Raw genomic sequence first — 11,456 nt, 5'->3', positions numbered from 1 at the left:
CGATGGCGAGAACCGAATAGGTAGAATCCAGGAATTTCAGAGTATTTGCGAAGCAGGGCTTCGTGACCAGCGAGTTTGGCGTTGACCAGCCCGGAAATAGGTGTTTACACTCCCTGCCTTCAACACCTCTTCCAAACTATATAGATCACAATGCCGGACGCGATGCATGCCATATCTTCCTGTCTTATTCATGCTGACGTCCATCTTTCTGTACAGCCTGTTTCCGCTGGTAGGTGTGTTCGGTACGGACGAGGTTTCGGGCTTCGCCTTTGCCGGTCTGAGTCATCTTCTTTCTGCCATCGTCTCGGTCGTGGGTGCAGTTTGTCTATCGCGCAATTCGGGCTGCTACAATTTGACATTGTTGGTGCGTGACTTCTGGCAAGACCGCATTGCGCTGCGCCAGGCGGTCGCGAGTGGCGCGGTTAACTACCTCAGCCATGCATTCCTGTTCGTATCATTTGCTTACATCTCCAAGCCCTCGGCAACCGTGGTTTTTGAGTCATGGCCGGTATTAGCGGTGTTCTTCCTCGTAGCTCTGGCACGTAATTTCCCGAACACTGCAGAGAAAAAGCGCAGGGAGCCGATTGGTGCGCGGGTCTACTTTCTGTCGCTGGTCGCCTTTCTGGGATTGATTGTGATCATGGCAGGCGACCTGCAAGCCATGAGTAGCACCGCTGGGTTTGCCGAAATAATTAATTCCCGCGACGCGCAGATCGGGCTTGTTTTGGCGATCTTATCGGCGGTCTTTATGTCATATTCGGTCGCTCTTGGGCGCAACACACGGGTTTTCGTCGAGCACAGGTACGGCAATTGTGAGGGCAAGGGGGCTGAACTGAACCGTGCTCTAATAGCAAGTGCCGCGACCAAGGTCTTCGGCGCACTGGGGTTTTTACTTACCATCCCATTTGTGCCCGGAATATTACCGTCGATGGCTGCGATGGGAGCCGAGAGCTGGGGCTGGGTGGTGTTGAATGGGGTGATTATCGTCACAATCGGTTCGCTGACTTACCGTGAGGCTCTAGCCCGTACTAACCGGGTTGAGCTGGCGATACTATGGTATACGACGCCTGTGTTTGCGCTGATGTGGCTATGGTTGATCGGTGGCGAAAGCCTTACCTCTGCGGTAGGGGTGGGTGCGCTCCTAATTGTCAGTTCCAACGCGCTGCTACATATGCGGGCTGATACCACGCCCGCCTTCGTCGGCGTATTTCTCAGCGTCGGCATAACCGGCGTGATCGTAATCATGACTGCGCCCATTTCAATGCAAGAACTCGTCAATGACGTCTCATTATTGGACTTGGTTGCACTGCCGGTGGGGTTCATCGGTATCTTAGGCGGGTTTCTGTTGCAGCGTATCAGCATGCTTCATGCCGACGCACGCCACAGCAGCCTGTACCTGATCGACCATCTGACCACGAATCGGTCCCGGGTACACGTTCGGGATGTGCTGGCCCTGATCGAGCACCGGCCTGCTGATCTGCCGGTCGAGGTACAAAATCACGTCCGGCAATTACGGCTGGCTCAGTTCCCAGTAATCCGGCCAGGAGAGCTTCTGGTGATGTGGACGCTGGGTTTGTTATCGGTCGTGTGTATTACGCTGTTTCGTGCCGAAAGCGTGATCGGCGATGCGCTGGCTGTGATGACCAATGCGTCATTGGTTTATATAGTGCTGCATTTGTCCTTCGATGCTAGGGTTCGTCTTGAACAGGTGATCGACACCATGCTTCGCAAGGAATACGACACAGAGCTGAAAATGCAGAACATCTGGTCGATGATCGTTATCGTGGTCGTCAGTGTGGCTATCCTCGTGATCAGTTACTTCGGCCACTTAGACGCCGTACCGCCTACCATGCTGCCGTAGAGGGAACGCGTCGTTGTCCATGCTACTTGCATCACTCCAAATCCTTCGCACTCACTGCTGAGGCCACGGTTAACCTTTGTCATTTTATCGAAATCAAACTGCGCAAAGCTGATTCCAGAGGGGGGCGGTCCAGCTTGGGAAGCCACCATTGATCCAACCAAGACCACCGACTAGGCCAACCGCTATGCTCCCAGTGGCGGCTGCACCAAGAAGCTGAAATCGTGGAAGTTTTAGATGCTTGCGTGTTTGTGTTTCGATAATGAGCCAAGTCAGTCAGGCCAAAGCGAACGTCGCTGCTATTAAGAGCCAGAAGACCCACTCAGGTTCGCCCTCGAAGAGGCGAATTCGTGCAAAGGCGAATATGGGTTGGTGCCAGAGGTAGGCGCTATAGCTGATCAGGCCGATACCGACCAGTACACGCAGGCTGAGCAGGCGGCCGATCCACATCCATTCAACCACTTCATCCCTCTTCGGTGGGAGGGGGGGCGAGAAATTAGAGGAAGCAGGGAAATAGGGACATCGCTTGCATGAGGGATTCGGCTAGCTTGGTTTGTCCTGCAAACTTCCACGTACTGGTTTAGCCCGGAATCGAACTGATGTCCTTGGTAGGGGAAACGAAGAGCACCGGCCAAGGGGCTATGCCTGCCTGTATGAAGGCCAGAATCAGGTGTTAGATACCAATTCGAGGGATGGCTAATAGGTTGGCTAATAAACAAAAAAAGCACCCGTAGGTGCTTGATTTGTTTCATAAGGTGGTGGAGGCGGCGGGAATTGAACCCGCGTCCGCCAGCACGCGCCTATTGGCTCTACATGCTTAGATTTCGTCATTTGCTTTAACGCAACTGACTCCGACGATCAGGATTCAGCCACGCGAGCCTTCTAAAGTTTAACGATTGATGAGAAGACACCAACAACCGCGATCCTATCAGCTTTAGCTCGTATCCCATTAGCGATGAATAGGCACATCACCTTTGGGCCAGACAAGAAGCTAACAGTGTTTAAGCTGCTAGCGCGCCTTGAGCGTAGTTTTCGTCATTTGCGACTATTTTTCGTGATGTGGGATTTACGAGATACATCACGCTCTCGGCATGCACCGCAAGGGTTGTCACCAGCGTCGAAACCATGTCGCCCCCTGATTGCAGTGGGCATTCTAACGTGCTCAAAGCCAATTGACCAGTTATGCCTTGTTATGTTCCCGCATTATCCGCCCTTTCTGACGGCTCCAGTCGCGATCTTTTTCAGTGGCGCGCTTATCATGCAACTGTTTACCGGTTACCAGTGCCAGTTCGCACTTGACCTTATTGCGTTTCCAATAGAGCTTTAGCGGTACGCAAGTGTGGCCTTTGTCTTGAGTCACCGAGAAAATTTTGGCAATTTCCTTGCGGTGCAGAAGCAATTTGCGTGTGCGAGTTGGGTCAGCAATTTCGTGGGTGCTTGCCGTGTTCAGCGGCATGATATGGCTACCTAGTAAAAAAGCCTCGCCGTTGCGAACCAAAATATAGGTGTCGGTAAGCTGTGCTTTACCAGCGCGAAGGCTTTTAACTTCCCAGCCTGCGAGTACCAAACCTGCTTCTAAGGTTTCGTTAATATGGTACTCAAACCGAGCCTTCTTGTTTTGGGCAATAACGCTGCTGCTAGGGCCCTTACTGTTACCTTTTTTAGTGGCCATGGAACCTCATCGTTGATCTGTCAGTAGCACCCCCTTCGTTATGTGGGGAGGCGTGATACCATTTAAGGTCTACAAAAATGTTTCTCATGATACGCTTTGAGCACTGTGAAGTCAGCGGAGAGGTCAATGCCAACCGTTAATCGTACCGCTTTAGTGCGGCACACCCCCCAACAAATGTTCGATTTGGTAAATGACTTCGAACGCTATCCCGAGTTCCTGCCGGGGTGTCGCCGTGCGCGCCTGTTAACGCATGACGAGGAGCATCTGATCGGCGAGATGACCCTTGGTCGTGCGGGCGTGGAACAAACAATCACGACTCGAAACGATTTATATGCACCTGAGCGAATTGAGCTGTCGTTAGTAAAAGGGCCGTTTAAGCAGCTCAAAGGGCGTTGGCTGTTTATCCCAATGGGTGAAGACGCCTGCAAAGTGAGTTTGGAAATGGAGTTTGTATTTGCCAATCGCTTGCTCAGCATGGCATTTGGCAAATTATTTCAGCAGATTGCAGGGCAGCTTGTCGATTCCTTCACTAAGCGCGCTGACGAGCGCTATGGCCGCTGATACATTCGCGGTGGAGGTAGCCTTTGCCTTGCCGCACAAACAGCGCATAGTGGCCGTAGAAGTGCCTCAAGGCACGACTGCGCGACAAGCTGTGGTAATGGCAGACCTGCCAAGCCTGTTCCCCGAGATCCCTAGCGACACCTTTGAACAGGCGCCGCTGGGAATTTTTGGTAAAGCACTGCGCCAGCCTGAAAAAGAAGCATTGCGCTTAGGTGACCGCGTTGAGGTCTATCGCCCATTGGAGATAGACCCCAAAGCTGCCCGCCTAGAGCGGGCGAAGCGTCAAGCCAAAGGCGAGTAAGTTACTCGGTAGGCATTACGGGTTGAGGCGTTGGCGCATTTTCTGGCGTTGTTGCTCGTTGGCCAGGAGTGGCGTTGCCGGTGATTGGGTCTGTTGTTTCTGTTGCAGGGCCTGCGCTGGTGTCTGTACTGATCGGCAGGTCACCCGAGAAATCACCTTGTTGCGCAACGTTCATCAAACGCCCCGTGTTGTCGAACGTGAGGGTCACCCGTCGCTGCTCGACACCAGCGTATGCTTTATCAAGACGATAAACGTAATCCCATTCCCGCGTATCGAACGGGGCTTCGAGTAACGGGCGACCCATCACATAAGTGACTTGCTCTTGGGTCATTCCTGGCTGTAATTGGCTGACCATTTCTTGGGTCACCAAGTTGCCCTGGGGGATGTCACGTTTGTAAACGCCAACGTAACTACAGCCGCTAACAACGGTTAGGGCAACGGAAAGAGTAATGATACGAGTCAATTTTTGCATTTGAGCCTGTTCTTCACTATCGTGGTTTCGGTCGATCATACCCGACCTAACCTGTTACTGCGAAGAGCAACCATGGCCGATCAGAACCATGAACTACGCAAAGCCGGGCTGAAAGTGACCCTGCCGCGCGTCAAGATCCTTCAGATTCTCGAAAATGCTTCGGGTCAACAACACCTTAGCGCAGAAGAAGTGTACAAAACACTGATTGATGCGGGCGAGGATGTTGGCTTGGCTACCGTGTACCGCGTGTTGACTCAATTTGAATCAGCAGGCTTGGTGATCCGTCATAATTTTGATGGTGGCCATGCGGTGTTCGAGATGACTCAAGAAGACCACCACGACCATATGGTGTGCTTAGAAAGTGGTGAAATCATTGAGTTCGTCGATGAAATCATCGAGCGTCGTCAGCAAGAGATCGCCGAAGAGCATGGCTATGAACTTGTGGACCATGCCCTGGTGCTTTACGTACGCCCCCGTGGGTCGGACGTGACGCGGCAGGACAGTGGTCCCACAAATAGAAAATAGTCGCGCTAAATGAAACGCCCCTGGGGCGCGAGTGATGTTTCATTCGCGCCCCAGGGGCGTTTTTATCGTTTTTATATGGCTATTTTATATAGCTATTTTGTGTAGCTTGTTTTTTACAGTTTGTAGTGCTGGCTAGCGCTTGGCGATTGGAAAAAGCGCCTAGTGCGGTGGCCGTTGGCTAGCGTGGAGCATTTCTCTGGCGTGGGCGAGTGTTTGGTCGGATAAGGTTACCCCTCCCAGCATGCGGGCGAGTTCACTGATTCGTCCACGTTCGTCTAGCAACGCCATGTGAGTCAGCGTGCTATCCCGTTTGGCGCGCTTTTCAATATGCAAATGCTGATGCGCCTGAGCGGCGACCTGGGGCAGGTGGGTAACTGTCATCACTTGGCCGTTTTCGCCGAGCTTACGTAGCAGTTGACCAACAATCTCGGCTGTCGCTCCTGAAATGCCCACATCCACTTCATCGAAGATCAAACTGGGAATGGTGGAGTGGGAGGCAGCCACTACTTGAATAGCAAGACTAATGCGCGAAAGCTCACCGCCTGAGGCCACTTTGGTTAACGGCCTGGCGGGCTGGCCTGGGTTAGCGCTAATCAGAAATTGGACGTGGTCTAGGCCTTCTGGTGTTGGCGTTTCACGCGGGGTGACCTCTACTTCAAAGCGCGCTTTATCCATGGCCAGGAAAGTCAGCTGTTGCTGCACTTCTTTGCCTAAGCGCAGGGCTGCTTTTTGTCGTGTCTCGCTCAATTGCTTGGCGTCACTACGATAGCGTTCGCGATATTCGGCTACTTGACTGCTTAATGACTCTAGGTCGTCGTCGCTGGCTTCCAGTAGTTCGACTTCTTGACTGAGCTGAGCGTGTAGCGCGCAAATCTCTTCGGGAGCAACATGGTGCTTGCGGGCAATACGGTGTACATCGCCCATGCGCTCTTCCACCCAGGCCAGGCGCTCCGGATCAAGTTCTGTAGTGCTAGCGAGACGATTAAGCTCGCTAGAGGCTTCCTCCACTTGAATGCGCGCATCGCTAAGCATGGCAATAGTATTGGCCAGTGTGCCTTTGTCACTGCCGGGTAGAGCGCTTAAATGGGCATAAGCTTGGTTAAGTAACGACAAAGCGCCGCCTTCATCGCTAGCGCAGCAGTTGGCGGCAAGCTGGGTTTCACGTAGCGTCTCTTCCGCATGGGCGAGAGTGTGCTGCTCTTCTTCAAGCGTTTGCAGCTCTCCCTCTGCCAATCCTAGTTGATCTAATTCCTCTACTTGGTAGCGCAAAAGCTGGCGTTTTGCCTCAACTTCGCTACCTTCTTCACTAAGTTTTTTTAATCGCCGGCGGGCACTGCGCCACTCGCGGAACGTTTCAGCTAATTGCTGGCAGGGATCGCGCAGGCCAGCATAATCATCTAGTAGGGCAAGGTGAGTCTCTTCACGCATGAGTGCTTGATGAGCATGCTGGCCATGGATTTGAATTAACTGTTCACCCAGTGATTTTAGATCGGCGATAGTGGCAGGGTGGCCATTAATCCATGCTTTAGAGCGACCGCTGGCGGTAACCACGCGGCGCAGTAAGCACTCTTCTGCGGGTAGCTCACGAGCAGTCAACCACTCACTGGCAGCGGGCAGGTGTTGAATATCAAAACGAGCGGAAAGATCCGTGCGTTCGCTACCGTGGCGCACGCTGCCAGCATCGGCACGCTCACCCAAACAGAGACCAAGGGCGCCGAGTAAAATCGATTTCCCTGCCCCGGTCTCTCCGGTAATCGCTGTCATGCCGCGGGTTAGGTCGAGTTCAAGGCGGTCAACAATAGCGTAATCTTGGATTGCTAGCTGGGTGAGCATAAGGCCTCCTGAGGCGGTGCAGCACAGAAGCTGGATACTTATCCAATAATTGTTGTTTTATACAGTAGTCTATAACTCACTTCAATGCCCCTCTTGAGATGGCTCTTATGGCCCCCATATAGCGTTTATACGTGGTTAATACTCGTTACTTAACCGAGGTGGCCGTTAATGTCACCGCTGCATATTTTTCAGGAGCTAGGCATGGCAAAAGAACCGCAAACCCCATTAGAAGACGAGCTGGCCCGCCAAGAGCAAGAAGCGGAAGTTACCGAACAAGCGGCTGAAGAGCGCCTAGTCGAGGGCGAATTGGAAGGGTTAATCGAGGAAGATGCTGCGCAAGAAGGCGGAGTGGGAAACCCGGAAGCCGATATGCTAGCTGCCCAGGTGGAAGAGCTTGAGCAGAGTTTAGCGGAAGCGAAAGACCAAGCGCTGCGGGCTGCCGCTGAAGCTCAGAACGTGCGTCGCCGTGCTGAGCAAGAGGCTGAAAAAGCGCGTAAGTTTGCTTTAGAAAAATTTGTTAAAGAGCTGCTGCCCGTCGTGGATAGCTTGGAAAAAGCCTTAGAGAGCATGCAGGAAGGTGCCTCTGACGTGCACCGCGAGGGCGTTTCAATGACCCTTAACATGCAGCTGGGTGTACTGACTAAATTTGGCGTGGAAAGTGTTGAGCCTCAGGGTGAGCCCTTCGACCCGCAGGTTCACGAAGCAATGGCGATGGTGCCGAATCCCGAGCTTGAACCCAATACCGTCATGGAAGTGATGCAGAAGGGATATTTGCTTAACGGACGCCTTGTTCGCCCTGCAATGGTAGTGGTTAGCCAAAAAGCTAATTAAGCATTGGCTGACACAAAGCAAAAAAAGCCCCTTGAAATGCTGTAAGCGGCCCCCAGATATAGGGCAACCCGCGGGAAAACCCGCAAACGCTATGAGTTTCAAAAAGCAACTTTTTGACATCAGCTTTCAAACATCAGTTTTGTAACAACCGAATTCGAGGTTTTTGCTATGGGACGTATTATTGGTATCGATCTGGGCACCACCAACTCTTGTGTGGCAGTGCTCGATGGTGACAGCGCAAAAGTAATTGAGAATGCCGAAGGTGGCCGTACTACGCCTTCCATTATCGCTTACACCGACGATGGTGAGACGCTAGTTGGTCAGGCGGCAAAACGTCAGGCCGTCACCAACCCTGAGAACACCCTTTACGCGATCAAGCGCTTGATTGGTCGTCGCTTCAAAGATGATGTCGTACAAAAAGACATCAAAATGGTGCCTTACAAAATCGCCGAAGCAGACAACGGTGATGCCTGGGTTGAAGTGAAAGGCAAAAAAATGGCACCGCCGCAGGTAAGTGCGGAAGTGCTGAAGAAAATGAAGAAAACCGCCGAAGACTACCTCGGTGAAACGGTGACAGAGGCGGTTATCACCGTACCGGCGTACTTTAACGACAGCCAGCGCCAAGCCACTAAAGATGCTGGCCGTATCGCTGGTCTAGACGTTAAGCGCATCATCAACGAGCCGACTGCTGCCGCATTGGCCTACGGTATGGACAAATCTCGCGGTGACAAAACCATCGCGGTATACGACCTGGGTGGCGGTACTTTCGATATTTCTATTATCGAAGTGGCAGATGTTGACGGTGAAACTCAGTTTGAAGTGTTGGCTACCAACGGCGACACGTTCCTGGGCGGCGAAGACTTTGACTTAGCGCTGATCAACTACTTGGTTGACCAGTTCAAAGCGGACAGCGGTATGGATCTGTCTGGCGACAACCTCGCTATGCAGCGCCTAAAAGAAGCGGCCGAGAAAGCGAAAATTGAGCTTTCAAGTGCCCAGCAGACAGACGTTAATCTGCCCTACATCACCGCTGACAACACTGGCCCGAAACACCTTAATGTGAAGGTGACGCGCGCCAAGCTGGAGTCGCTGGTTGAAGATCTGGTACAGCGTTCGCTCGACCCGTGCAAAATGGCGCTGAAAGATGCTGGTTTGTCTGCGTCTGAAATTGATGAGGTGATTTTGGTCGGTGGCCAGACGCGCATGCCGATGGTGCAGAAGAAAGCCGCTGATTTCTTCGGCAAAGAAGCACGCAAAGACGTCAACCCAGATGAAGCAGTTGCTGTGGGCGCGGCGATTCAGGGCGGTGTTCTTGGTGGCGACGTTAAAGACGTATTGCTGCTGGACGTGACGCCACTGACCTTGGGTATCGAAACCATGGGCGGTGTAATGACTTCGCTGATCGATAAGAACACCACGATTCCGACCAAGAAGACACAAACCTTCTCAACGGCGGATGACAACCAAACAGCGGTGACGATTCACGTTGTTCAGGGTGAGCGCAAGCAAGTGTCGCAGAATAAATCGCTGGGTCGTTTTGACCTTGCTGATATTCCGCCAGCACCGCGTGGTGTACCGCAAATTGAAGTGGCCTTCGACCTGGATGCTAACGGCATTCTGAACGTATCGGCCAAAGACAAAGCGACCAACAAAGAGCAGTCGATTGTCATTAAAGCGTCCAGCGGTCTTACGGATGATGAGATCGAGCAGATGGTACGCGATGCTGAAGCTCACGCGGACGAAGACAAAAAGTTTGAAGCGCTTGTACAACTGCGTAACCAAGCAGACGGCATGATTCACGCCACTCGCAAAACCGTGCAGGAAGCAGGCGACAAAGCGACCGATGACGAGAAACAGGCCATCGAGACCGCTATTAGCGAACTGGAAGAAGCGGTGAAGACCGATGATCAGGATGCAATTCAGCAAAAGCTGGATGCGCTGACTGAAGTCTCTGGTCAGCTAGCGCAGAAAATGTACGCCGAGCAGGCAGAAGCTGCTCAGCAGGCGGATGGCGAAAGTGCTGAAAATGCCAGCACCAAGCCAGAGGATGACGTGGTTGACGCTGAGTACGAAGAAGTCAACGACGACAAGAAGAAGCAGTAAATCACCTCTATCTGCTGAGGAATGCGGTGACGCGGGAGGCAACTCCCGCGTTGCTGTTTCCGAAGCAGACGCCTAATAAAGTGCGTAGCTAACCAGGAGGCGTAGGGCCTATGTCCAAGCGCGATTATTACGAAGTCCTGGGTGTCGAAAAAGGGGCTGATCAGAAAGAGATCAAAAAGGCCTACCGCCGCTTGGCGCAAAAATTCCACCCTGATCGAAACCCGGACGATAACACCGCTGCGGAAAAATTCCGTGAAGTGTCAGAAGCTTACGAAGTCTTGAGTGATGGCGAGAAGCGCGCGGCGTATGACCAATTTGGTCATGCCGGTGTTGATGGCCAAGGCGGCGGCTTCGGTGGTGGCGGGTTCGGCGGTGGTGGCGCTGGCGATTTTAGCGACATCTTCGGCGATGTGTTTGGCGATATCTTTGGCGGTGGTGGCGGTCGTCGTCGCGGCCCTAACGCCCCCGCTCGTGGCAGCGACCTGCGCTACAACCTTGAACTTGATCTGGAAAACGCAGTTTCCGGCACGACCGTTGACATCCGCGTACCACGCCATATCGAGTGTGACCGCTGCGACGGTGAAGGCGCCGAGCCAGGTTCAACCAAGGAAACCTGCCCAACGTGCCATGGCCACGGCCAAGTGCGTATGCAACAGGGTTTCTTCGCGGTTCAGCAAACCTGCCCGACCTGTCACGGCAGTGGCCAGCACATCAAGGTGCCGTGCCATAAATGTAACGGTGAAGGCCGAGTGCGGGAAACGCGCACGTTGTCGGTAAAAATTCCGCCGGGTGTCGATACCGGTGACCGCATTCGTCTGAACAGCGAAGGTGAAAGTGGTGTTAACGGTGGCCCACCTGGTGATTTGTACGTTCAGGTGTCGATCAAGCCGCACCACATCTTCCAGCGCGATGGCAAGCACTTACAGTGTGATGTGCCGATCAACTTTGTTGATGCTGCGTTAGGTGGCGAGCTGGAAGTGCCCACACTAGATGGCCGTGTGAAGCTAAAGATTCCACCGGAAACTCAAACCGGCAAACTCTTCAGGCTGCGCGGTAAAGGCGTGAAGCCAGTACGCGGCGGTGCCGCTGGCGACTTGTTGTGCAAAGTGGTGTTGGAAACGCCAGTGAATCTCAACGACGAGCAGAAAGGCCTGCTTCGCCAGTTGCAAGAGAGCTTTGACGGCAGCAATAGCCACAGTCACTCACCGAAGAAAACAGGCTTCTTCGACAGCGTGAAGAAGTTTTTTGAAGAGATGAAGCCGTAACGGCGACTCACTCCACCGCAAATCAACGCCCCGGC

General features: G+C 53.1%; 10 protein-coding genes and 1 other RNA gene. 7 read left to right on the top strand and 4 right to left on the bottom strand.

Going from position 1 to position 11,456, the window contains the following annotated elements; all coding sequences use genetic code 11:
* The first annotated feature begins 166 nt into the window (after window positions 1-166).
* Complete coding sequence (locus ELY33_RS08500) at window positions 167-1,861, top strand: DMT family transporter (protein WP_126946724.1); 1,695 nt, start codon at window positions 167-169, stop codon at window positions 1,859-1,861.
* 753 nt (window positions 1,862-2,614) lie between these two features.
* Here the strand turns inward: ELY33_RS08500 and ssrA are convergent.
* Both ssrA and smpB read right to left on the bottom strand, forming a co-directional pair.
* Window positions 2,615-2,994, bottom strand: a transfer-messenger RNA (tmRNA) gene (ssrA, locus tag ELY33_RS08490).
* Window positions 2,995-3,038: 44 nt separating this feature from the next.
* Window positions 3,039-3,530, bottom strand: coding sequence for an SsrA-binding protein SmpB (gene smpB, locus ELY33_RS08485; RefSeq protein ID WP_009723766.1), 492 nt, complete (start codon window positions 3,528-3,530; stop codon window positions 3,039-3,041).
* A 126-nt stretch (window positions 3,531-3,656) separates the two neighbouring features.
* On the opposite strand from smpB, the gene ELY33_RS08480 reads away from it, so the two are divergent.
* Window positions 3,657-4,091: a type II toxin-antitoxin system RatA family toxin gene (locus ELY33_RS08480; protein WP_126946718.1), complete on the top strand. Its 435-nt coding sequence runs from the start codon at window positions 3,657-3,659 to the stop codon at window positions 4,089-4,091.
* Entirely contained in the window at window positions 4,081-4,392 is a 312-nt protein-coding gene (locus ELY33_RS08475; protein ID WP_126946715.1) for an RnfH family protein, read from the top strand. The genes ELY33_RS08480 and ELY33_RS08475 overlap by 11 nt, the downstream gene beginning before the upstream one ends.
* A gap of 1 nt (window position 4,393) precedes the next feature.
* On the opposite strand, the gene ELY33_RS08470 is transcribed toward ELY33_RS08475, so the two are convergent.
* Window positions 4,394-4,864: an outer membrane protein assembly factor BamE gene (locus ELY33_RS08470; protein WP_126947242.1), complete on the bottom strand. Its 471-nt coding sequence runs from the start codon at window positions 4,862-4,864 to the stop codon at window positions 4,394-4,396.
* Window positions 4,865-4,936: 72 nt separating this feature from the next.
* On the opposite strand from ELY33_RS08470, the gene fur reads away from it, so the two are divergent.
* Complete coding sequence (gene fur / locus ELY33_RS08465; protein WP_126946712.1) at window positions 4,937-5,389, top strand: ferric iron uptake transcriptional regulator; 453 nt, start codon at window positions 4,937-4,939, stop codon at window positions 5,387-5,389.
* A 159-nt stretch (window positions 5,390-5,548) separates the two neighbouring features.
* On the opposite strand, the gene recN is transcribed toward fur, so the two are convergent.
* Complete coding sequence (gene recN, locus ELY33_RS08460; RefSeq protein ID WP_126946710.1) at window positions 5,549-7,222, bottom strand: DNA repair protein RecN; 1,674 nt, start codon at window positions 7,220-7,222, stop codon at window positions 5,549-5,551.
* A gap of 201 nt (window positions 7,223-7,423) precedes the next feature.
* On the opposite strand from recN, the gene grpE reads away from it, so the two are divergent.
* From grpE to dnaJ, 3 genes are all read left to right on the top strand, one after another.
* Window positions 7,424-8,053, top strand: coding sequence for a nucleotide exchange factor GrpE (grpE, locus tag ELY33_RS08455; RefSeq protein ID WP_126946707.1), 630 nt, complete (start codon window positions 7,424-7,426; stop codon window positions 8,051-8,053).
* Window positions 8,054-8,221: 168 nt separating this feature from the next.
* Entirely contained in the window at window positions 8,222-10,156 is a 1,935-nt protein-coding gene (gene dnaK, locus ELY33_RS08450) for a molecular chaperone DnaK (RefSeq protein ID WP_126946704.1), read from the top strand.
* A 110-nt stretch (window positions 10,157-10,266) separates the two neighbouring features.
* Entirely contained in the window at window positions 10,267-11,421 is a 1,155-nt protein-coding gene (gene dnaJ, locus ELY33_RS08445; RefSeq protein WP_126946701.1) for a molecular chaperone DnaJ, read from the top strand.
* The last annotated feature ends 35 nt before the right edge of the window (window positions 11,422-11,456 follow it).

Origin of the sequence: Vreelandella andesensis (assembly GCF_003989795.1) — a bacterium.
In the GTDB taxonomy this organism is placed as follows: Bacteria; Pseudomonadota; Gammaproteobacteria; order Pseudomonadales; family Halomonadaceae; genus Vreelandella; species Vreelandella andesensis.
Note: the sequence above shows the minus strand (reverse complement) of the source record. Positions and strands in the feature narration are given on the sequence as shown.

What these genes read in the sequence shown, in the direction of transcription:
- ELY33_RS08470 (WP_126947242.1), bottom strand. Translation starts at nt 4,864, where the DNA reads ATGCAAAAATTGACTCGTATCATTACTCTTTCCGTTGCCCTAACCGTT.
- ELY33_RS08500 (WP_126946724.1), top strand. Translation starts at nt 167, where the DNA reads ATGCCATATCTTCCTGTCTTATTCATGCTGACGTCCATCTTTCTGTAC.
- recN (WP_126946710.1), bottom strand. Translation starts at nt 7,222, where the DNA reads ATGCTCACCCAGCTAGCAATCCAAGATTACGCTATTGTTGACCGCCTT.
- ELY33_RS08475 (WP_126946715.1), top strand. Translation starts at nt 4,081, where the DNA reads ATGGCCGCTGATACATTCGCGGTGGAGGTAGCCTTTGCCTTGCCGCAC.
- dnaJ (WP_126946701.1), top strand. Translation starts at nt 10,267, where the DNA reads ATGTCCAAGCGCGATTATTACGAAGTCCTGGGTGTCGAAAAAGGGGCT.
- grpE (WP_126946707.1), top strand. Translation starts at nt 7,424, where the DNA reads ATGGCAAAAGAACCGCAAACCCCATTAGAAGACGAGCTGGCCCGCCAA.
- dnaK (WP_126946704.1), top strand. Translation starts at nt 8,222, where the DNA reads ATGGGACGTATTATTGGTATCGATCTGGGCACCACCAACTCTTGTGTG.
- ELY33_RS08480 (WP_126946718.1), top strand. Translation starts at nt 3,657, where the DNA reads ATGCCAACCGTTAATCGTACCGCTTTAGTGCGGCACACCCCCCAACAA.
- smpB (WP_009723766.1), bottom strand. Translation starts at nt 3,530, where the DNA reads ATGGCCACTAAAAAAGGTAACAGTAAGGGCCCTAGCAGCAGCGTTATT.
- fur (WP_126946712.1), top strand. Translation starts at nt 4,937, where the DNA reads ATGGCCGATCAGAACCATGAACTACGCAAAGCCGGGCTGAAAGTGACC.